This is a genomic window from Yoonia maritima (assembly GCF_002933395.1).
GTDB classification, from domain to species: domain Bacteria; phylum Pseudomonadota; class Alphaproteobacteria; order Rhodobacterales; family Rhodobacteraceae; genus Yoonia; species Yoonia maritima_A.
Map to the genome: position 1 here is coordinate 260,653 of NZ_PKFN01000007.1, position 21,195 is coordinate 281,847.

The window sequence follows — 21,195 nt, forward strand, 5'->3', positions numbered from 1 at the left end:
AACATTGAAATGTTGGTGCATCGTTGCTTTTGGGAGTGTTCACACTTTAATGATCCGCAGTTTTCCATTTATCGGGTGTGACGTATACGACGCTGTCATCAATGCTTACCATCACTTCGCCGTCCTGAATGGTTACGTTCAGCTTCATGGACCGATTTGCCAGTTTTGCTAGCTCAGCTGTGTGATCCTCGGAAAAGTTCACGACCTGTAGGTTATCAAAGCGGGTGGTGCTGTTTTTGATCTTTTCCCACCACATGTTAGCGGTCCTGCCGCCGTAGCTGTAAACCACCACCTTGTCAGCTTTACCACAGGATTGGCGGACGATTTTTTCACTAGGAAGCCCGAGCGCAACCCATAGCTCAAGCTCACCGCTCAGACTTTTTTGCCAAATATCAGGCTCGTCATCGGTGGATATGCCCTTCGTCATTTCCAGTTGCTCGTCCGCGTTCAGCGCGAAAGCAAGAATGCGCACCATGAGCCGCTCATCCGTTTCAGAAGGGTGTTTGGCAACGGTTAGTTTGTGAGTTTCATAATAATGACGATCCATATCGGACACGGAAAGTTCAACTTTATAAATGGTGGATTTCTGCGCCATGATATGTCCTGAAAATGCAAAGAAAGAGATGCCTAGTGCGTCGCCACACCACAAACAAAATCGGCCAAAGGGCCGATTGTACGATTAAAAATGAGTGGGTGGCGGAGGCTCAGGGATTCGAACCCTGGGAGGACTTTCACCCTCGTCGGTTTTCAAGACCGGTGCATTCGACCACTCTGCCAAGCCTCCGTTGGGCGGTCTCTAACGGGTCCGAAATGATTCGAAAAGCATCTTTTTGCAATGGGGAATTCCGCCGACAATTTTCGCAGTAGGGTTCCATAACGGGCGAGGGGGCGTTATCGTCCACGCAGACAGGTGCTGCGTTGGTGTTTGGCGTTATTTTGTGGTCAATCCGAACCCGTGGCGGGCAGAAATAAAAGCGACTGGTAAACAGTCAAAATCCCCTTAATTATGGGGCGCAACGTAGGGGCGAAAAAAATGACGGGCAAAAAATATTCCAATAGTGTCTCAAGACCCCTGGTTTTGGCGCTTGTGACGCTGACCGGGTTGGCAGCTTGTGATGAAAATGGCGGGTTTTCGGTTCCAAGCAAAGATGATGCGGCGACTGAGACAAGTCGTCAGCCGACACGGAAGCTTGTTCAAACTGATAGCGATGTCGAACGACCCGATGTATTTGAAGTGACTGACCGTGGTTTATGGGATGGTCGCCCATCTTTGGGCGGCGTTTGGGTGGCGCATCCAGATGTGTCTGACCCAGAACGTGTCATGATCCGGAACCCCGAAAACGGAAAGTCGGTTATTGGTGCGCTGTTCCGCCGTGAACGTGAAAACCCTGGTCCTTTGTTGCAAGTGTCATCCGATGCCGCCGAGGAACTAGGCCTATTGGCAGGTGCCCCGACAGAGTTAAATGTGGTGGCTTTACGTCGCGTCGAAATTGAAGTGCCTGAAGAACCCGTTGAAACACCAGACGAAAATCCTGTTGTTGCAAGCCTTGCTGCGCCAGTTGGCGTCGCTGAAACCAGCTTGGAGGCTGATATCGATAGTCCTGCCGCGGTCGCATCACCAGATGCGCCTTCGATTGATCCCATTGCGGGCGCTGCTGCCGCTATCGCTGCGGCAGAGGCTGGAGGGGCAGGTGGTTCTGTCACGACCGAGGTCACAGTGCCCGTTGTTGCAACCGCAACCGGTGAAGCGACGGCTCCATTTGCACAAGTCGGTGTCTTTAGCGTTGAGCGGAATGCAAACGGCGCTGCGCAAGAAATTCGTAACACTGGCATAAAGGCTAATGTGGAACCGCTTGATGCCGGTGGTCGTACCGTGTGGCGTGTTGTTGCTGGACCCGTGTCTGATGATGCTGCGCTAGAGCAGCTGAAATCCATTGGTTTTGTTGACGCGTTTGTTGTTCCCGCAGAGTAACACCCAAAATTCGGAGAATTGATCAAATGATCTTATCCAAACTACGTTTCGCCGCGATTGCGCTTTGCTTTGGTGCCACTGCCAGTTTCGCGCAAACTTTTGATACTGCTGCGCGTGCTGCATATGTCTTTGACCAGACAACGGGCACTGTGCTGTTGGCAAAAGAAGAAGACGTACCGCTGCCACCTGCGTCAATGTCCAAGCTCATGACCGTCTATATGGCGTTTGAGGCAATCGCGGATGGGCGTTTGACCATCGATGAAGAATTGCCCGTGTCGTCGCATGCTGCGGCCTATACTGGGTCGTCGATGTTCTTGGACACGACCGATCGGGTCACGGTCGAAGATCTGTTGCGTGGCGTGATTATTCTATCTGGCAATGACGCGAGCGCCGTTCTGGCCGAGGCGCTGTCCCCTGATGGATCAGAGGCTGGTTTTGCACGCATGATGACCCAACGTGCGCATCAGATGGGCATGGTCAACTCAACCTTTGCTAACTCTAACGGGTGGCCGGCCGCTGGACATCGCATGTCTGTAGAAGATCTTGGTATTCTAGCCGATCACCTAATCCGTGATTTTCCAACCTATTACCCGCTGTTCGCCGAACGCGAATTTGCCTTTGATGGCCGTGTTCCTGCGAACTCGCGCAATCGTAACCCGGTCCTATCGTTAGGTATCGGTGCTGACGGTTTGAAAACAGGCCACACCTCAGAGGCTGGTTATGGCCTTGTCGGGTCTGCGAAACAGGGCGATCGTCGTATTATTTTCGTGCTAACGGGGCTTTCGTCAGAGCAGGCACGCGCCGAAGAAGCAGAGCGTCTGGTCAATTGGGCCTATCGCCAATTTGCACAAAAGGATGTGGTCGATGCCGGGCACCGTATTGCAACAGCAGATGTTTGGCGTGGTGCTGCGCCGACCGTGGGGCTAACTGTCGCCGAAGATCTGTCTTTGCTGGTGCCAGTTCTGAACCAAGGAACGGTCGAGGCCGAGGTTGTTTATAACGGACCAATCGAAGCGCCCATTGCTGCAGGCGACCAATTGGCAGAGCTTGTGATCAACCTTGACGGCCTGCCCGAAAAACGTGTTCCGCTTATCGCTGACGCTGCGGTATCCGAAGGCGGCTTTGCGACACGGTTGCGTACGGCTGCAACGGTGCTATGGACCAAATTTGGCCCACAATCATCAGAGGCACCCGAAGAGGCATGACCACGCCCAAGTTCATTACGTTTGAAGGCATCGACGGTTCCGGAAAATCTACGCAGTCACGGTTGTTCGCAGATCATCTGCGGACGCAGGGGCATGATGTCATCTTAACGCGCGAACCGGGCGGTAGCCCCGGTGCCGAAGAAATCCGGCAACTTGTTTTAACTGGTGACCCGGACCGCTGGTCTGCCGAGACTGAGATTTTGCTATTCACTGCAGCCCGTCGTGATCATCTAGAAAAAACGATCCAGCCGGCTTTGGCTGCTGGAAAGACGGTTATCTGTGACCGCTTTGCCGATAGCACCCGCGTTTATCAGGGCGCGACACGTGGTGATCTTCGCGCGATGGTCGACAGCCTGCATGAACTGATGATCGGGCGCGAACCTGATCTGACCTTTATTATCGACATGGACCCGGCTACGGCGCTCGAGCGTGGTCTAGCGCGTAAATCTGGCGAAGACCGGTTCGAAGACTTCGGTCTGGGTTTCCAAGAAACGCTGCGCCACGGATTTCTAGCGCTGGCACATGCGCATCCAAATCGCTGTGTACTTGTCGATGGCAATCGGACGCCTGAACAAATTGCCAGCGAAATCGCGGCCCACCTATGACTGACGATACACTCCCTGAACCCGACAGGATCGAGGGCGCACCCCATCCGCGTGAAACAGCCCGCCTGTTTGGACAGTCAAAAGCCGAAGCTGATTTTCTAGACGCGTTTCAATCCGGGCGGATGCATTCTGGTTGGTTGATCACGGGGCCGCGTGGTGTTGGTAAGGCGACACTTGCGTGGAAGATAGCCACGTTCTTGCTGGCTGACGAAGGCGCCGGGCTGTTCGGTGATCCCACGCTTTATGTCGATCCAGAGCATCCAGACGCACGGTTGGTGCATTCTGGCGCGCATCCGCGCCTATCGGTAATCCGTCGTCCTTGGGATGAAAAGACAAAGAAGCTGCGCAGTGAAATCACTGTAGATGCTGTGCGTACGCTTAAAACATTTTTTCAGATGTCATCAGCGGATGGCGGGCGACGTGTTGTGATTGTTGATGCGGCGGATGAACTAAACCGCAACGCTGCCAACGCAATCCTGAAAGAACTGGAAGAGCCGCCCGCGAATACGGTGATTATGCTGATCGCGCATCAGCCGTCACGGCTATTGCCGACGATCCGGTCACGCTGCCGCGAATTGCGCTGTGGCACCCTAAATGCGGCTGACTTGCAGCAAGCGCTAGAACAATCCGGTCACGCCGCCGATAATGCCGAAAGCCTAGCGGCCTTGGCTGGCGGTTCGGCAGGCGATGCGATCCGGCTATTGAATCATGACGGCCTGCAGCTGTACGGCGAACTGGTCAAACTGTTCGATGGAATGCCGCGTATCGACCGGCCAGCGGCGCTCAAACTTGCGGATAGCTGCACAGGGCGTGCGGCTGACGTGCGCTTTGGTATGACGCTCGATTTGATCGATCTGTTCTTGTCGCGTGCCGCGCGGGCAGGGCTGATGGGTGAACCCAACGCCCAAGGCGCCATGGGCGAGGCCCGTTTGCTGACCCGGATATCACCGGATGACCGGATGGCCCGCAAGTGGGCGCAGCTTCAACAAGATTTGTCGAACCGATCTCGGCATGGGCGTGCGGTGAACCTTGACCCTGCTGCGCTGATCCTTGATATCATTTTTAAGATAGAAGAGACGGCGCTCGGCGTCGCAGCAGCCTGAAAGCCGCGCCATGAGCCAACCAACAATCGTCGATAGCCACTGCCACCTAGATTTTTCGGATTTCGATGCGGAACGCCCGGACGTCATTCAGCGTGCACTTGATGCTGGTGTCGAACGGATGGTGACAATTTGCACCCGCCTACGGCTGGAACCTCAAGTCCGTGCAATCGCCGAAGAATTCGCGCCCGTCTATTATGCCGCAGGCACCCACCCGATGAGCGCGGCTGAAGAACCGCTGGCGACGTTCGATGAATTGGTCAAATTGGCAGAACACCCAAAGTTTGTCGGGATTGGTGAGACGGGTCTAGATTACCACTACACCGCCGAAAGCATGGGCATTCAACAAGAAAGCTTGCGGGTGCATATTGCCGCTGCACGTGAAACCAAACTGCCATTGATTATCCACGCGCGTGCCGCTGACGATGATATGGCGCGGATCCTGGCCGAGGAATATGCGAACGGTGCCTACACTTGTGTGATGCATTGCTTTTCAAGCTCTGCCGAACTGGGCAAGGCGGCGCTTGATCTTGGGTTTTATCTGTCGATGTCCGGCATTGCGGCATTTCCCAAAAGCAAAGACCTGCGCGATATTTTCGCGAGCGCGCCGATTGACCGGGTCTTGGTTGAAACGGACAGCCCCTACCTTGCGCCACCGCCGCACCGCGGCAAACGGAATGAACCCGCCTATTCGGCACTGACCGCGCGCGTGGGGGCCGAAACCTTTGGCATGGACTACGCCGACTTTGCCCGCCAAACGACCGAGAACTTTGATCGGCTGTTCTGGAAAGCCGCGCAATGACAGATACGCTCACGGTGACTATTCTGGGCTGTGGTTCCTCTGGTGGGGTGCCAAGGCTTGGTGGACTGTGGGGGGACTGTGATCCGACCAATCCCAAGAACCGGCGTCGCCGTTGTTCTATTCTGCTGACCCGATCGAACGGGCAGGGCGAAACGCGGGTCTTGATCGACACGTCACCTGATGTGCGCGACCAACTTTTAGATGCCGATGTTGGGACATTGGATGCCGTGGTTTACACACATGGCCATGCTGACCATGTGCACGGGATCGACGATCTGCGGATGATCGTGTTCAACACACGTACCATGCTGCCGGTCTGGGCCGATCCCGAAACGGCGTCGGGTTTACGCAAACGTTTTGGGTACATCTTTGAAACGCCGGCAGGATCGTCCTACCCGCCGATTTGTAAATTGAAAGAAATCGCCCAAGACGTGACTGTTAACGGGGCAGGCGGCGCGATTACGCTGTCGTCCTTCACCGTCCGCCACGGTGAGATCGACGCGCTTGGTTTCAGGATGAATGACGTTGCCTATATCCCCGACGTTTCTGGGATATCCGAAGCTGCATGGGATCAACTCCAAAACCTAGACTGCTGGATTATTGATGCGCTGCGCCGTGCGCCGCATCCTTCGCATTCACATCTTGAACAAACGCTGAATTGGATCGCAAAGGCGCAGCCAAAACAGGCAGTTCTTACAAATATGCATAACGATTTGGATTACACGACGGTGGCAGCTGAGACGCCCGCGCATGTCGTGCCCGCCTATGATGGTATGACCCTGACGTTCGACGTGACCTAACCTTTAACAGAGGTGGGTTTAGCAAAGATCTGCGGCGCAGCCGTATCTAAAGGAATGGCTACTGATGACCGCGCTTATTGATGTTATTTTACCCGTCTTTTTTGTGATTGGGTTTGGATACCTTGCCGTTTGGAAGGGGTACTTTGACGAAATCGTTGTCGACGGATTGATGAAGTTCACGCAGGGATTTGCTATCCCGTGCCTTTTGTTCCGTGCGATTTCGACGTTGGATTTGCAGCAAAGCTTTGACGTCGCATTGCTATTTTCATTCTACACAGGTGCCATGGCAGGGTTCGTCGCTGGTTTTTTCGGGGCGCGCGTATTGTTTAAGCGTGACTGGGAAGATTGCGTGACTTTCGGCTTTTGCGGATTGTTTTCAAATTCGTTGTTATTGGGGTTGCCGATTACCGAACGTGCTTATGGTCCTAATGCGTTAGAAGCCAACTATGCCATTATCGCAATCCATTCGCCGTTTTGTTACGGCGTGGGCATTACCGCGATGGAGATCGTGCGCAATTGGGGCGGAAGCATTTCGACGCTGCCGCGCAAGGTGCTGACGGCGATGTTTAGCAACGCACTTATTATTGGTATCTGCCTTGGGTTTGTCGTTAACCTTGGTGGCATCCCGCTGCCTGGCGTTCTAACTGATGCGGTCGATCTGATTGCGCGGGCGGCTTTGCCTGCGGCGCTGTTTGGATTGGGTGGCGTGCTTTACCGCTATCGTCCCGAGGGCGACATGCGCGCGATTTTGTTCGTGGTGTCGATTTCGCTTCTATTGCATCCGGCAATCGTTTGGGTGCTTGCCGATATCAACGACTTGAGCGTATCCGCTTCGCGTTCAGCGATCCTGACCAGCGCAATGGCGCCCGGTGTGAATGCTTACGTCTTTGCTAACATGTATGGTCGGGCGCGTCGCGTTGCGGCTTCGGCTGTGTTGATGGGGACGGGACTATCGATCATTACCGTCTGGGGCTGGTTGCACGTTCTTCCCTGATACGGACGATCAGAAACGCAAAAGGCGGGCCGTGATTGGCCCGCCTTTTGCGTTCAGGATGTAGAATTGTTAGCTTGGTGACATACCGCGCAGGCGCTCTGACCGGCGGCGCAGCAGTTCCACAGTGGCCAGCAGCAAGATCGAAATGCCAACCAACACAGTCGCAACCGCTAGGATCGTCGGGCTGATTTGTTCGCGTAGGCCTGTGAACATCTGCCATGGCAGTGTTTTCTGTGCAGCGGCACCCACAAACAGCACCACGACGACCTCGTCAAACGACGTGATGAAGGCGAACAAGCCGCCTGAGATCACACCAGGCAGGATCAGTGGCATTTGCACCCGAAAGAACGTCACAGTAGGCGTAGCACCCATATTTGCAGCCGCACGTGTCAGTGACTGGTCAAAGCCAACAAGCGTCGCGGTCACAGTGATGATGACAAAGGGGATGCCCAATGCAGCATGTGCCAAGATGACCTTGATATAGCCGGACAGTGACTTTGAGATACCAAAGGTTTCTTCCATCCACAGGCCCATCTGGCTGTAGAAAAAGAACATGCCGGTCGCCGAGATAATCAATGGAACGATCATTGGTGAAATCAGGATCGCCATGATCCCACGGCGGAAAGGGACGTGTGATTGTGACAGGCCGATCGCGGCCAACGTGCCCAGTGAAACCGAGATGATCGTCGCGAACGGCGCGATGATCAGAGAGTTCTTGAGAGGTCTGATCCAGTCAGGGTTCGTAAAGAAATCACGGTAGTGTTTCAGCGAATACCCTTCGGGGTCCAACGCGAGCATCTTTGGTGTGAACGTAAAGAAGTTCTCGGCGTTAAACGACAGTGGGATGATGATGATGATCGGTGCGATCAAGAAAAACAGGATCAGCCCCACGATAACGCGGAAAGAATAATACCAGATCTTTTGACCGGTGGTTGCGTAGATTGGCAAGCTCATCAGATCAGCCCCCTAGTTTCACGTTGTCGATGCCGACGATCCGGTCATAGGCCCAGTAAAGCGCCAGAACGATTGCCAACAAGATTGCGCCAAGTGCCGCAGCCAAGCCCCAGTTAAGCGAGCTAGAGATGTGGTATGCGATCCGGTTTGAGATAAAGACACCCTTGGTACCACCCACGATTTCGGGGGTGATATAGTAACCAATAGATAGGATGAACACGAGGATCGACCCAGCGCCGATACCCGGCACGGATTGCGGAAAGTAGACGCGCCAGAAGGCTGTCCAGTTTGTGGCACCAAGCGATTTCGCTGCACGCAGGTAGGTAGCTGGGATCGTCTGCATGACAGAATACAGCGGCAAGATCATGAATGGCAGCAGAATGTGTGTCATTGCGATGACCGTACCTGTTGCATTATTGATCAATGCCAGACGGTTATCATCGGCGACGAAACCGACCCAAACTAGCAGATCATTGATGACCCCTTGGTTCTGCAGCAAGACTTTCCATGCGGAGGTTCGAACAAGAAGCGATGTCCAGAATGGTAGCAGCACAAGGATCATCAACAAGTTTGCTTTGCGTGCGGGCAGGTTCGCGAGCATCCACGCCACGGGGTAGCCTAACAAGATGCAACTGAACGTGATCGTCAAAGACATGACCATGGTACGCCAGAACAGAGTCAGATAGATCTGCTCGTTCTCTGGCTGCCATGCGACGCCTTCGTTTGTTTTCTGAAGATCAACAGAGTTCAAGAAGTAGCCATTCGTGTAGGCCGGGCTGTAGGTATAGATTGTTTCCCAAATTTCGGGGTTCTTCCAGTCGTCGTCAAAACCTTCAAAGGTGGCAACCACATCTTCGGTTTCAAAGCTAGGCACTGCTGCGGCAGCAGAACTGATTAAGCCTGACAATGGGCCGGTGACCTCTAACGATGGGTTCGCGGTCAGATCATTATAAAGAGCCAAGTAAACGACATGCCACGGCTCTTCCTCGGCTGGGCTGTCGTTATCTTCGGTTTGGATCACACGGGCAAAGTCAGCATAGATGCTGGCCGTCTGCGGTAGGACTGTTTTAGCCGCGCGTGACATGATGAACGCCGGCTCATCGCCAGTGCCATCCCATGCCTCACGTGCAGCAATCCATTTCGGATCAGCAAGCAGGCCGACCCATGTTGCGGGTTCTTCCCATGCAGGATCAAGCGCCACGAACTGATCGGTGTAAACTTCGCCGATGTCGTCAACCCTGCGGCCCGATTTGCGGAATAGGGATGAAATCCCCGACATTTCATAGTTTAGGCGACTACCAAGGCGTGTATGCTCTTTCAGCTCGACTGCGACCATTAGATCTTGGGCCAATGCATCGAACACGGGGGGAGGGGGGATATCGTCTGCGTCGTGGTCCCAGCTATCAAGTGCCTCGACGGTACGTGGAATTGTATCGCCAACGATCTGGTTCTCGACCGAGCGGAACAACATTTGTCCGATCGGGATAATGAACGTTAGCATAATGAACAAAAGCAGGGGCGCGATTAGCATCAGCGCGCGCATCTTTTGGCGGCGTAAGGCGCGGTTTAGGCTTGCCTTAAGTGGTGTGCCGTCTGCGGCAAGAACTTGCTCTGCCATGGTTTAGACCCCTTCTACCAAGATAATCATACTGGTTGCGTTTTCGCGGCGGATACGCGCGACTTCTTGGTATTCTTTGGAATAGTATAGCGCTTTGGCGCTATCAAAGTCTGGAAATTCAAAGATCACGTGGCGGTCAAAGTCGGCCCCTTCGGGCGTTTCGGACTGTCCGCCGCGGACAATGGGTGTACCGCCGAAAGCTTTGATCATGGGCGTATCTTTGACGATATACTCCTGATAGGCATCAGGATCGTTCACGGTGATATGACCGATGATATAGCCTTTTGGCATCTTGAATTCCCGTAGATGAAAATACGCAAGGCAGGTTCCCCCACCTTGCGCAGTTATTATGGCTTATTGAGCAAGCCAGCTTTGGAATTTTGCATCCAGATCGTCGCGGTAATCAGCCCACCATTCGTAGTTGTACAAGAAGGTGTTTGTCGCGTTCGCTGGGTCTGTTGGCATGTGTGGTGCCATGTCGATACCCAGTGTCGCGTGCTGACCAACAAGCGGCGCAGAAGATGCACGTGCTGGACCGTAAGAGATATACTTCGCTTGGTCAGCAAGACGCTGTGTGTCTGTCGCAAAGCGGATGTAGTCCAATGCGCGTGCTTCACGCTCTGGGCTTAGGCCCGCTGGGATGATCCAACCGTCAAGGTCAAACACTTGCGCGTCCCACAGCATGCCAACTGGCTGCTCTTGCTCAACGATCAGGCTGAACAGACGGCCGTTGTATGTTGTGCCCATGACGACTTCGCCATCAGCCAACAGCTGTGGCGTGTCAGCACCAGCAGACCACCAAACAACGCTGTCTTTGATTGTGTCAAGCTTAGCGAATGCTTGCGCTTGGCCTTCTTCTGTTTCCAGAACGTCATAGACGTCTTCTTTTGCGACGCCGTCACAAAGCAAAGCCCATTCCATGTTGTTGATTGGACGCTTTTCTAGCGAACGCATGCCTGGGTAGGCTTCAAGATCGAAGAACGCACAGATGGATGTTGGCGGTGTATCACCGACAAGGTCAGTGCGGTAGCCAGCAGTTGTCGAGTAAACGATCTGCGGGATGAAGCAATCAGAAACGATCAGGTCGCCAAAGTCTTCCGATGCAGTTGAACCGTCGTCGCCGTCTGCCAGCATTTCGTCCGCGTCGATTTCCATCGCGAGGCCTTCGTCGCACAGGCGGATCGCGTCAGATGCAACAACGTCAACAACATCCCAAGTCACGTTGCCAGCTTCGTTCATCGCGCGCAGTTTTGCGACCGCTTCGTTCGAGCTTTCGTCGTTGATGATCGTGACGCCGGTGTTTTCCATATAGGGGTCGTGATACGCGGCTTGTTGTGACGCAGAGTATGCGCCGCCCCAGCTAACGATGGTCATTTCGTCTGCCATGTGGCCGTCTGCAAAGGCAGTTGAACCGGCCAGCGTCAGAGCCGAAGTGGCCATGAGTGCTTTGGTCAAAGTCATTGTAGTCTCCCGTTATTATACCCGGTTTAGTTCGTTCGAGCCGGCCCTCCGGGTGAAGGCCTGCCCTATTTCAGCCGTTATGCGTCGAGCGCGCGGCAATCTTCTGCAAGCCAACCAATTTCGATTTGGCTTCCCGGTGTCAGACGGACTTGATCGGGGGCATTGCGTGTTTTGATGATGAATTCGTCGGTTCCAGCAACCCGAAGCCGTGTGCGGAAGATGTCACCCATATAAATGAACTCTAACACCTCAGCTTTCAGTGTGTGGGCGTCGGGGCTCAGACGGGATTTGTCAAACTCAACGCGCTCTGGGCGGATCGATACTTTGGTCCGTTCACCTACTTTGCTGACATTTACTGGGATTGCGTCGATAACGTCGCCGCTGTCCAGCTTGACAATACAGGTGTTGCCTTTGATTTCCTGAATAACGCCTTCCAGCGTGTTGTTTTCACCAATAAACTGCGCAACAAAGCTGTTTTGCGGCGCTTCGTACAGTTCGTCAGGTGGCGCAAGCTGTTGAATGCGGCCGTCGTCGAATACAGCGACGCGGTCGGACATTGTCAGGGCTTCGGTTTGGTCGTGAGTCACGTAAACCACGGTAATGCCCAGTTCATGCGCAAGGTTTGTGATTTCAAACTGCAGCGTTTCCCGTAGCTGTTTATCAAGCGCCCCAAGCGGTTCATCCATCAAAACCAATTCTGGTTCAAATACTAGTGCACGGGCAAGCGCGATACGTTGTTGTTGGCCACCAGACAGTTGGGCAGGACGGCGCCCTGCGAAATCTTGCATCTGCACCATACCAAGTGCGCGCATCACCTTTTCTTCACGGTCCGACTTGCCGATTTTACGTACTTCCAATGGGAAGGACAGGTTTTCGGCGACGGTCATATGTGGGAAAAGCGCATAGTTTTGAAAAACCATGCCAATGCCGCGTTTGTGCGGTGGGATGTTGTTGATGGAAACACCATCAAGCCGGATCGACCCATGCGTCGCAGTTTCAAAACCAGCCAACATCATCAGGCAGGTGGTTTTCCCAGACCCTGACGGCCCAAGCATTGTAAGGAATTCGCCCTTAGGCATTGATAGGTTCAAGTCTTTTACGACCAGATTTTCACCATCATAACTCTTTTGTACGCGTTCAAATTCTACGAACGCATTGTCGCTCTTGGCTTCTGACAAACCAGTTCCCCCGAGGATTGGCATTTTCGCCTCTAACTAAAACGGTCATCACAATGTTTTGCAACGCGAAAGGCGGAGTTTTTTTGTTTCAGGCCGTTTGCGTGCGTAACAGGTACCTATTTGGGGAAATATTATCGCTATTCATCGAGATTCGGTCGTTTTGGCTTTTCATCAATGCGTGCTCTCGTGTGCTAGTTGTGCGGTTCCGTGCATTGTTGGGTGCGGTGGTTGAATGTGTATTGTGCAATTGCGACTAATTATGACGTAGAAACGCCCTTGTGTGCCGGGATGAGCTGTTTACAGTTGCGAATAATTCTCATATGCATCTAATGCTAGTCACAGATCGGAGCTTTGCTATGCGTCATCTATTAAAATGCACATTTTTTGGGCTTATTGCTTCATTTGCGGGAAATACTGCTTTGGCTGACGATGAACGGTTCAAAGCGGTCACTACTTTTACCGTTATCGCGGACATGGCACGTAACGTGGCAGGGGATGCAGCAATTGTTGAAAGCATCACGAAACCCGGGGCAGAGATTCACGGATACCAACCGACCCCACGTGACATTATCCGCGCCCATGACGCTGATTTGATCCTATGGAACGGGCTGAACCTTGAACTTTGGTTCGAACAATTTCTTGCAAATCTCGGCGACGTACCCAGTGTAACACTTACCGATGGTATCGCGCCAATCGGTATCACGGCAGGTGAATACGAAGGTAAGCCCAATCCGCATGCGTGGATGAGTTTGGAAAGCGCTTTGATTTATGTTGATAATATCCGCGACGCCTTTGTTGCGCATGATCCGGAAAATGCGTCGATCTATACCGCAAATGCCGATCGCTATAAGGCAGAGATCGCAACAGCAATTGAGCCGCTACGTGCCGCAATTCTTGAAATACCCGAGGATCGGCGTTGGTTGGTCAGTTGCGAAGGTGCGTTTAGCTATCTTGCGCGTGATTTTAATATGCATGAACTATATCTGTGGCCCATCAACGCCGACAGCCAAGGCACGCCGCAACAGGTGCGCCGGGTGATAGATACAGTACGCGATAACGATATTCAGGCTGTATTTTGCGAAAGCACCGTATCGCAATCGCCTGCGCAGCAGGTCGCCCGTGAAACCGGTGCAAACTACGGTGGGGTTCTCTATGTCGATAGCCTGACCGAAGAAGACGGTCCGGTGCCAACCTATATCGATTTGCTGCGTGTGACTTCAGAAACGATTGCAACAGGACTAGCTGAATGACCGTCAAGCCGGGAATTATCGCAGACGATGTAACTGTTACTTACCGAAATGGTCACACAGCATTACGCCACGCCAGTTTTGAGATTCCGTCTGGAACGATCACTGCTTTGGTGGGCGTCAACGGCGCTGGGAAATCCACGCTTTTTAAAGCGATTATGGGATTTGTCCCTGCGGCCGGCGGCAGCATCAGCGTTCTTGGTATGCCCGTAAAAGAAGCCCTGCGGAAGAATATTGTCGCCTATGTCCCGCAGTCTGAGGAGGTCGATTGGTCATTTCCAGTATTGGTCGAAGACGTTGTGATGATGGGCCGTTATGGCCACATGGGGTTCTTTCGCACGCCTAAGCAGGCCGACCGCGATGCGGTGACTTCAGCGTTGGCGCGTGTCGGGATGGAAGAATTTCGCCATCGTCAGATCGGTGAATTGTCTGGCGGGCAACGCAAACGCGTATTCCTTGCCCGGGCTTTGGCGCAAGAAGGCCAAGTCATCTTGCTTGATGAACCCTTCACTGGTGTTGATGTCCAAACCGAAGAGGCGATTGTTCAGCTGCTGCGCGATATGCGCGACGAAGGGCGTGTGATGCTCGTTTCGACTCACAACCTTGGTTCGGTCCCAGAGTTTTGCGATAGGACCGTATTGGTCAAGGAAACGGTACTGGCTTATGGGCCAACCGAAACGACATTTACCCGCGAAAACCTAGAATTGGCTTTTGGCGGGGTCCTGCGTCATTTTGTGATCGGTGGCTCTGATCTGCACGACGATGACGACGAACGGCAGATCCGCGTGATTACCGACGATGAACGTCCCTTCGTTGTCTATGGCCATGACGAAGGCGACAGCACATGATCGAAACGCTGCTTCAGCCATTCGGTTACAGCTACATGTTTAACGCCATGTGGGTCAGTGCTTTGGTCGGCGGGGTATGTGCATTTTTGTCTGCATATCTGATGCTTAAGGGCTGGTCTTTGATCGGTGACGCGCTGTCGCATTCAATCGTTCCGGGCGTCGCTGGGGCCTATATGCTGGGGCTTCCGTTCGCGTTGGGTGCTTTCGCCGCTGGCGGCTTGGCCGCCGGGGCAATGCTATTCCTGAACCAAAGGTCGGGGCTAAAAGAAGATACAATTATCGGGATCATCTTTACATCGTTCTTTGGGCTTGGCCTGTTCATGGTGTCCCTATCGCCGACATCCGTGAGCGTTGAGACTATCACGATGGGGAATATTCTTGCCATTACGCCATCCGACACACTGCAACTGGCGATTATTGGTTTCGTGACGCTGGCGATCCTGTTGGCAAAGTGGAAAGACCTGATGGTCACCTTTTTTGACGAAACACATGCACGGTCTATTGGGCTACGCGTTGATCTGTTGCGGGTGGTGTTCTTTACATTGCTATCGGCGTCATGCGTCGCAGCATTGCAGACCGTCGGCGCATTCCTTGTGATCGCGATGGTCGTCACACCGGGCGCAACGGCCTATTTGTTGACCGACCGTTTTCCGCGTCTGCTGATGCTGAGTGTCGCCATCGGCGCAGGGACCAGTTTTGTCGGGGCCTATCTTAGCTATTTTGTGGACGGGGCAACTGGCGGGATCATTGTGACGCTCCAAACGCTGATCTTCCTAGCCGTCTTTATACTCGCGCCCAAGCACGGCTATCTTGCTGCGCGTCGTCGCGCAGCAGAAGCATTGAGGGCGTTATAATGGAAGCGCTGCTATTTCCTTTTCAGTTCGCGTTCATGAACAAAGCTTTCTTGATGATGGCAATCATCGCGGTGCCAACAAGCCTGTTGTCTTGCTATCTGGTGCTTAAGGGCTGGTCGTTGATGGGCGACGCCATCAGCCATGCGGTGCTACCCGGTGTGGTGATTGCCTATCTGCTGAATATTCCGTTGATTATCGGGGCATTTGTGGCCGGGATGGTCTGCGCTGTGGGCACTGGTTTTCTGTCGGACAACAGTCGGGTGAAACAAGACACTGTGATGGGGATCGTGTTTTCCGGGATGTTTGGGTTTGGGATCGTGCTGTACACGAAAATCTCGACCGACGTTCACTTGGATCACATTCTATTCGGAAACATGCTTGGCGTTGGCACGGCAGACCTGTGGACCGCAGGGATTATCGCGGGCTTTGTTGCTGCCGTGATTTTGGCGAAACGACGCGATTTCCTGCTGCACGCTTTTGACCCGGTACAGGCGCAAGCCGTTGGGCTACGCGTCGGATGGCTGCACTATGGGCTGCTTTCGCTGATTTCGCTTACCATTGTTGCAACGCTCTCTGCTGTTGGGATCATTCTCGCGATTGGTCTGCTGATTGCGCCCGGCGCAATTGCGTTTCTGTTAACAAAGCGGTTCGAATTTATGCTGGCCATTGCCGTGGCCGTGACATTGTTTTCCGGAATTGCAGGCGTCTACATTAGCTTCTTTATCGACAGCGCACCTGCACCGACGATCATCCTTGTTCTGACAGCAATCTTCATTGCAGCGTTTATCCGGGCAGGGCGCAAGACGCGCCAAGCCGCTGCCGTTGTTTGATTTTTATTGATCCCAAACGCGTTGCATGAAAGCCTGCCTTTAGGGGCAGGTGAGTAGGCAAGACATATGGGGGATATCTGGGAAGGATTGGTCGCTGGCTTTTGGCTGGTTGTGACCCTTGATCCTGATCTTGTCGAAATCACGCTACGGTCTTTGCAAGTTACAGTTACGGCGACGGTGATCGCATCGCTGATTGCGCTTCCCTTTGGGGCTTGGTTGGTGATCAGACGGTTCAGGCATAGGCGCGCGACAATTGCTGTACTGAACGCATTGATGGGCCTGCCGCCCGTTGTGGTCGGCTTGATCGTGTATCTGCTTTTGTCACGGTCGGGCCCATTTGGCGTGTTTGGCCTGTTGTTCACGCCCACCGCGATGATTATCGCGCAGGTCATTATTATCACACCACTTATTGCGTCTATCGCCCATCAGTCCGTTCGCGACATCTGGGCCGAATATCATGACCTTCTGATCTCGTTTTCCACCACCAAACGACAGCGGATTGCCACACTCATTTGGGATGGCAGACGGGCACTAATGACGGCCGCGCTGGCTGGTTTTGGCCGTGCGATAGGCGAGGTTGGCGCGATCATGATTGTCGGTGGTAACATTGACCATGCGACGCGCGTGCTGACCACAGCGATTGCGCTTGAGACAGGAAAAGGCGATTTCGCCTTGGCGCTGGGCTTGGGCTTTGTCTTGATCGCTTTGGCGGTCGCGGTGAATATCGCAATTCACGCGATCGGCCAGACAGAGAGTGAGGGGAAATGGTGACCCCAATCCTTCCACTCGAGGTGTCAGAGGCGGTGGTAAAGCGTCGCGGTAAGACGCTGTTGGGGCCGGTTGATCTGACGGTTTCACAATCAGGGTTCACCATTGTGATGGGGCCGAATGGCGCAGGGAAAACGACATTTTTGCGCACGCTTCACGGGTTGGAGCGGCTATCGAAAGGCGAAGTGACGTGGCAGGTTCCATTGACCGAAGCGCGTTTGCGACAAGCCTTTGTCTTTCAAACACCGATCATGCTACGGCGCAGCGTGAGGGATAACCTAATCTATCCACTAACCCTGCGTGGGACCAAGAAGGTCAAGGCCCGCGCGCTGGCCGAAGAATGGGCGCTACGGGTTGGATTGGCCCGTACGCTTGAGCAGCAAGCGCCGCAATTGTCCGGTGGAGAAAAGCAGAAGCTCGCATTGGCGCGGGCGCTGATACTGGAACCTGACATTATATTTCTGGATGAACCCTGCGCCAATCTGGATGGGCGCGCCATGCGAGAGATTGAGACGATCCTACTAGACGCCTGCGCGGCTGGGACACGTATTATCATGGCAACGCATGACATTGGTCAGGCTAAACGGCTGGCCACGGATGTTGTGTTTCTCATGCATGGGCATATCATCGAAAACAGTCCCGCTCAGGATTTTTTCGCGGGGCCGAAAACGCCGCAAGCTGCGGCGCTACTTCAGGGAGATATTGTAGAATGATCCGCGTACTTGCATGTGTGTTGGCATTAACTGGTACTGCGTCTGCCGCCGAAGATTTGAAGATGGCGGTGACGACTTCGTTTCATAATTCTGGTTTGTCCGAAATTTTGTTGCCAGCGATCAAAGAAGACACCGGAATTGATGTACAGCTTTTGGTCGTGGGGACCGGGCAGGCGCTGCGTCTTGGCGAAGCTGGTGACGTGGATGCGATCCTTGTGCATTCGCGCGCCTCAGAGGAAGCGTTTATTGAAGGTGGCTATGGCACCCATCGCCGCGAAATTATGTATAATGACTTTGTCTTCATTGGCCCGGAAACTGATCCAGCAGATATTGCCGATGCCCCCACTGCCACCGATGCGCTGGTCCGTATCGCGCAGATAGAGGCACCATTCGTCAGCCGTGGCGATGATAGTGGTACCCACAAAAAAGAGCTATCGTTGTGGGATGCTGCGGGCGTGTCACGTGGGGGTGATTGGTATCGTCCTGTTGGGGCAGGGATGGGTGCATCGCTGAACACGGCGGCGGGTATGAATGCCTATATTCTTGCGGATCGCGCGAGCTGGCTCAACTTTGGTAACAAGGCTGATCTGGCACTGCTGTTTTCTGGCGACCCAGTGCTGTTTAACCAATACGCCTATATCCCAGTGAATCCGGAACTGCATCCGCATGTGAAGAATGAGCTGGCGATGGAATTGGAACGGTGGCTTACGGCACCACGTGCCGCGACATTGATCAACGACTATACCATAAACGGTGAAACCTTGTTCACGTTCAACGCGCAGCCCGCCTTTTAGGCGGCGCGATCAAATTTAGCTAAATTTGATCTGGCTCATCCAGCGAACCATGAACCGCAAACTGATCCAGCCCGGCAGATTGCGGTTCAACCATGCGGTAGCTTTCTTTCACGCCAGCCTCTGTTAATTCACGACTTACCATCAGTAGCGTGTTTGGGGGCTGGTCCGCACAAAGATCGCACATCTGGCTGATCTCTTCTTTTGCCACGCCCATTGCTGCATCAATGCTCGGCGCACCATAATGGCTGACAAAATGGCCGGCCAGCGCCTGTGCCAATGCATCGATTTCTTGGTCTTCGACTTTTGTAATCGCGACGACTGTAACCCGCCCGAATGTCTCAAGCCCTAGCCATCCGTTTGCAAATGCCTGACGCGATTTGCCTGATAGGTCGCCTTCGGACCAGTTTGAGAATTCAAAGCCACCCGAAATGCACCATTCGCCAGTGCGTGCAGGGGTATGAAAGATCATCTGATCGCTTTCGTCGAAATGGATCGCGCGGGCAAGGAAGCGGTCGGTCATGCGGGCTCCAGTAATTTGGTGAGCGGCGTCAGGATCATGACATCATCATATTTGGATAACAGTCCGAGGTCAGGGTCAAGGCCCAGTTCGCCTTCGTTTTTCTGCCATATCCCCGTGAACTCAGCGTGGATTGGGCGCGTGCCTTCATCCAGCCAGCGGTTGATCCAGACAAGAGTGTGGCGCGCCCAGCCCTCAATCAGGTCTATGGTGGTGATGTCAGAACAGCCTTCTGCATATAGTGCCGTCACATCCGGCGCTTCACCGGGTGGGTCATGCGCGGGCCACAGTGGTACGGTCAGTCCGACAGTTAGCCAATTCGGTAATTGATTATGAACCCCCGTCGCGCTTTGCGCCGTTAAAGCTCCGCAAGCTGCCCCATTCACCATAATCGTTCCGTCCCACTTGAGATGCACGGCGACCTCGGGCGGGGCCACAGACCCTAGGGCGTTTTGAAAGCCGATGCCGCAGACCGGCAGCATCGCCATTGCCTGCGCAAGCGGGACCTCGGGGGCAAAGATGATCGCGGCGCGTAGATCGCGGCCAGATAGATTGTACACGATTGTGCCGGCGTCGCAGCCCTGTCGTGCCATGTCTACGGCGACTTGCATCGGGTCATCGACGGTTGCCTGTCCCGTGAACAGTGGAGGGAATACGGGTCCGGTCATGCATCTCCGCTTTCGATCAACTTTCGTGCGACGGCGCGAAATGCTTGCGCTGGTGGGCTGTCGGGCTTTGATACCACAATCGGTGCACCACCATCCGCAGCAAGGCGGATATCCAAGTGCAATGGTAGTTCTGCGAGCAGTGGCACGTCCAGTTTGGCGGCCTCTTGCGCGACACCACCGTGACCAAACGTGTGTTCTTCGTGGCCACAGTTCGAACAGATGTGGGTGCTCATGTTTTCGATCATGCCGATGATGGGCGTACGCAGTTGTTTGAACATGTCGATCCCTTTACGGGCGTCAAGCAGCGCGATGTCTTGCGGAGTGGACACGACAATCGCGCCAGAAAGGTCGAACTTTTGCGCCAGCGTCATTTGAACATCGCCGGTCCCGGGGGGCAGGTCCACGATCAGGACATCAAGCGCACCCCATTGGACTTGGTTCATCATCTGCTGCAACGCGCCCATTAGCATAGGACCGCGCCAGACAACGGCCTGATCTTCGTTCTGCATAAGCCCAATCGACATCATCGTGACGCCGTGGTTGCGCATCGGCAGGATTGTCTTGCCATCGGGCGAGGCAGGGCGCCCAGAAACGCCAAGCATCCGTGGTTGCGATGGTCCGTAGACATCTGCATCCAGCAACCCAACGCGCCGTCCTTCGGCCGCGAGCGCACAGGCAAGATTGGCTGAAACGGTTGATTTTCCAACGCCACCTTTGCCAGATGCAATCGCGACGATCCGATCAATGCCGGGTACTTTTTGTGGACCTGTCGGTTCCGACTGACGGTTTGGTTTCAGATCGGGTGGGACTGCTTGACTGCTATGGGCCGTCATTATGGCCGAGACCGACCCAATGCCGGGCATGGCTTTCAGGGCCTCCTCTGCAGCGGCACGCACGGGTTCCAATTGCGGTACAAGCGATGGGGCTACTTCGAACACGAAGCGCACGTTGTCGTCATCCACGGATAGGGCCCGCACGAGGCCCGCTGCCATGATATCGTCGCCAGTAATGGGGTCTTTGATGGTCTTTAGGGTCGCGATAACCGCGTCACGGGTAATTGTCACTTTAGTCGTCCTGCCCCGTGATGGCGCCAGTTACGACATGTTCAAGATTTAGGTCCCCAATGGTCAGTACGACCTTGGCGTCAAATGATTTTCCGGCAGTGTCCGCGCCACGCATTGCCTCTTCTATTGCTTGTTGGGACGTGACCCCCACCTGTTTTAGAAACTTGCGCATGGACATGTTGAAATCGTCGCTCATGGGTTTT

At 54.0% G+C, this 21,195-nt stretch carries 24 protein-coding genes and 1 tRNA gene; 14 read left to right on the plus strand and 11 right to left on the minus strand.

Annotated features, from left to right (window positions below; translation table 11 throughout):
* Positions 1-46 precede the first annotated feature (46 nt).
* Both CYQ09_RS02665 and CYQ09_RS02670 read right to left on the minus strand, forming a co-directional pair.
* Positions 47-595 carry a YaeQ family protein gene (locus CYQ09_RS02665; RefSeq protein WP_106743905.1) on the minus strand — a complete coding sequence of 183 codons (549 nt, stop codon included), beginning with the start codon at positions 593-595 and terminating at the stop codon, positions 47-49.
* A 99-nt stretch (positions 596-694) separates the two neighbouring features.
* A tRNA-Ser gene (locus tag CYQ09_RS02670) sits at positions 695-784 on the minus strand.
* Positions 785-1,033: 249 nt separating this feature from the next.
* On the opposite strand from CYQ09_RS02670, the gene CYQ09_RS02675 reads away from it, so the two are divergent.
* From CYQ09_RS02675 to CYQ09_RS02705, 7 genes are all read left to right on the plus strand, one after another.
* Positions 1,034-1,972 (plus strand): SPOR domain-containing protein, encoded by a 939-nt coding sequence (locus CYQ09_RS02675; protein ID WP_106744546.1) that lies wholly within the window; start codon positions 1,034-1,036, stop codon positions 1,970-1,972.
* A gap of 26 nt (positions 1,973-1,998) precedes the next feature.
* Complete coding sequence (locus CYQ09_RS02680) at positions 1,999-3,177, plus strand: D-alanyl-D-alanine carboxypeptidase family protein (RefSeq protein ID WP_106743906.1); 1,179 nt, start codon at positions 1,999-2,001, stop codon at positions 3,175-3,177.
* Complete coding sequence (gene tmk / locus CYQ09_RS02685) at positions 3,174-3,782, plus strand: dTMP kinase (protein ID WP_106743907.1); 609 nt, start codon at positions 3,174-3,176, stop codon at positions 3,780-3,782. The genes CYQ09_RS02680 and tmk overlap by 4 nt, the downstream gene beginning before the upstream one ends.
* Positions 3,779-4,885: a DNA polymerase III subunit delta' gene (locus CYQ09_RS02690; RefSeq protein ID WP_106743908.1), complete on the plus strand. Its 1,107-nt coding sequence runs from the start codon at positions 3,779-3,781 to the stop codon at positions 4,883-4,885. The genes tmk and CYQ09_RS02690 overlap by 4 nt, the downstream gene beginning before the upstream one ends.
* 10 nt (positions 4,886-4,895) lie before the next feature.
* On the plus strand, positions 4,896-5,684 hold the full coding sequence (locus CYQ09_RS02695) for a TatD family hydrolase (RefSeq protein WP_106743909.1): 789 nt from the start codon (positions 4,896-4,898) through the stop codon (positions 5,682-5,684).
* On the plus strand, positions 5,681-6,484 hold the full coding sequence (locus CYQ09_RS02700) for an MBL fold metallo-hydrolase (RefSeq protein WP_106743910.1): 804 nt from the start codon (positions 5,681-5,683) through the stop codon (positions 6,482-6,484). Before CYQ09_RS02695 ends, CYQ09_RS02700 begins: the two co-directional genes overlap by 4 nt.
* Positions 6,485-6,548: 64 nt before the next feature.
* On the plus strand, positions 6,549-7,478 hold the full coding sequence (locus CYQ09_RS02705; protein ID WP_106743911.1) for an AEC family transporter: 930 nt from the start codon (positions 6,549-6,551) through the stop codon (positions 7,476-7,478).
* A gap of 69 nt (positions 7,479-7,547) precedes the next feature.
* Here the strand turns inward: CYQ09_RS02705 and CYQ09_RS02710 are convergent, their stop codons facing one another.
* From CYQ09_RS02710 to CYQ09_RS02730, 5 genes are all read right to left on the minus strand, one after another.
* Positions 7,548-8,432, minus strand: a complete 885-nt coding sequence (locus CYQ09_RS02710) for an ABC transporter permease (protein WP_239495836.1) — start codon at positions 8,430-8,432, stop codon at positions 7,548-7,550.
* Positions 8,433-8,436: 4 nt separating this feature from the next.
* Positions 8,437-10,050 carry an ABC transporter permease gene (locus CYQ09_RS02715; protein ID WP_106743913.1) on the minus strand — a complete coding sequence of 538 codons (1,614 nt, stop codon included), beginning with the start codon at positions 10,048-10,050 and terminating at the stop codon, positions 8,437-8,439.
* A 3-nt stretch (positions 10,051-10,053) separates the two neighbouring features.
* Positions 10,054-10,341, minus strand: a complete 288-nt coding sequence (locus CYQ09_RS02720) for a DUF1330 domain-containing protein (RefSeq protein ID WP_106743914.1) — start codon at positions 10,339-10,341, stop codon at positions 10,054-10,056.
* A gap of 63 nt (positions 10,342-10,404) precedes the next feature.
* The gene (locus CYQ09_RS02725; protein ID WP_106743915.1) at positions 10,405-11,511 is read right to left on the minus strand and encodes an extracellular solute-binding protein; all 1,107 of its coding nucleotides are present in this window, start codon (positions 11,509-11,511) and stop codon (positions 10,405-10,407) included.
* Between the two features lie 77 nt (positions 11,512-11,588).
* Positions 11,589-12,713: an ABC transporter ATP-binding protein gene (locus CYQ09_RS02730; protein ID WP_430383320.1), complete on the minus strand. Its 1,125-nt coding sequence runs from the start codon at positions 12,711-12,713 to the stop codon at positions 11,589-11,591.
* 332 nt (positions 12,714-13,045) lie between these two features.
* Here CYQ09_RS02730 and CYQ09_RS02735 point away from each other — a divergent pair, with 332 nt between their 5' ends.
* The 7 genes from CYQ09_RS02735 to CYQ09_RS02765 all read left to right on the plus strand — a co-directional run bounded on the left by CYQ09_RS02735 (position 13,046) and on the right by CYQ09_RS02765 (position 18,743).
* Positions 13,046-13,939 (plus strand): metal ABC transporter substrate-binding protein, encoded by an 894-nt coding sequence (locus tag CYQ09_RS02735; RefSeq protein WP_162617551.1) that lies wholly within the window; start codon positions 13,046-13,048, stop codon positions 13,937-13,939.
* Positions 13,936-14,784, plus strand: a complete 849-nt coding sequence (locus tag CYQ09_RS02740; protein WP_106743917.1) for a manganese/iron ABC transporter ATP-binding protein — start codon at positions 13,936-13,938, stop codon at positions 14,782-14,784. Before CYQ09_RS02735 ends, CYQ09_RS02740 begins: the two co-directional genes overlap by 4 nt.
* A complete protein-coding gene (locus tag CYQ09_RS02745; RefSeq protein ID WP_106743918.1) occupies positions 14,781-15,638 on the plus strand; it encodes a metal ABC transporter permease in 858 nt (285 codons plus the stop codon). Before CYQ09_RS02740 ends, CYQ09_RS02745 begins: the two co-directional genes overlap by 4 nt.
* Positions 15,638-16,468, plus strand: coding sequence for a metal ABC transporter permease (locus CYQ09_RS02750; protein WP_106743919.1), 831 nt, complete (start codon positions 15,638-15,640; stop codon positions 16,466-16,468). The genes CYQ09_RS02745 and CYQ09_RS02750 overlap by 1 nt, the downstream gene beginning before the upstream one ends.
* A 66-nt stretch (positions 16,469-16,534) precedes the next feature.
* Positions 16,535-17,239: an ABC transporter permease gene (locus CYQ09_RS02755; protein WP_106743920.1), complete on the plus strand. Its 705-nt coding sequence runs from the start codon at positions 16,535-16,537 to the stop codon at positions 17,237-17,239.
* Complete coding sequence (locus CYQ09_RS02760) at positions 17,233-17,949, plus strand: ATP-binding cassette domain-containing protein (RefSeq protein WP_106743921.1); 717 nt, start codon at positions 17,233-17,235, stop codon at positions 17,947-17,949. The genes CYQ09_RS02755 and CYQ09_RS02760 overlap by 7 nt, the downstream gene beginning before the upstream one ends.
* On the plus strand, positions 17,946-18,743 hold the full coding sequence (locus CYQ09_RS02765; RefSeq protein ID WP_106743922.1) for a substrate-binding domain-containing protein: 798 nt from the start codon (positions 17,946-17,948) through the stop codon (positions 18,741-18,743). The genes CYQ09_RS02760 and CYQ09_RS02765 overlap by 4 nt, the downstream gene beginning before the upstream one ends.
* Positions 18,744-18,762: 19 nt before the next feature.
* On the opposite strand, the gene CYQ09_RS02770 is transcribed toward CYQ09_RS02765, so the two are convergent.
* The 4 genes from CYQ09_RS02770 to CYQ09_RS02785 are packed head-to-tail and all read right to left on the minus strand — an operon-like array spanning position 18,763 to position 21,188.
* Positions 18,763-19,263 carry a DUF6505 family protein gene (locus CYQ09_RS02770; protein ID WP_106743923.1) on the minus strand — a complete coding sequence of 167 codons (501 nt, stop codon included), beginning with the start codon at positions 19,261-19,263 and terminating at the stop codon, positions 18,763-18,765.
* Positions 19,260-19,928, minus strand: a complete 669-nt coding sequence (locus CYQ09_RS02775) for a biotin/lipoate--protein ligase family protein (RefSeq protein WP_106743924.1) — start codon at positions 19,926-19,928, stop codon at positions 19,260-19,262. Before CYQ09_RS02775 ends, CYQ09_RS02770 begins: the two co-directional genes overlap by 4 nt.
* Positions 19,925-20,992: an Mrp/NBP35 family ATP-binding protein gene (locus CYQ09_RS02780; RefSeq protein WP_106743925.1), complete on the minus strand. Its 1,068-nt coding sequence runs from the start codon at positions 20,990-20,992 to the stop codon at positions 19,925-19,927. Before CYQ09_RS02780 ends, CYQ09_RS02775 begins: the two co-directional genes overlap by 4 nt.
* A 1-nt stretch (position 20,993) precedes the next feature.
* Positions 20,994-21,188 (minus strand): DUF6494 family protein, encoded by a 195-nt coding sequence (locus CYQ09_RS02785; RefSeq protein WP_106743926.1) that lies wholly within the window; start codon positions 21,186-21,188, stop codon positions 20,994-20,996.
* Between the last annotated feature and the right edge of the window lie 7 nt (positions 21,189-21,195).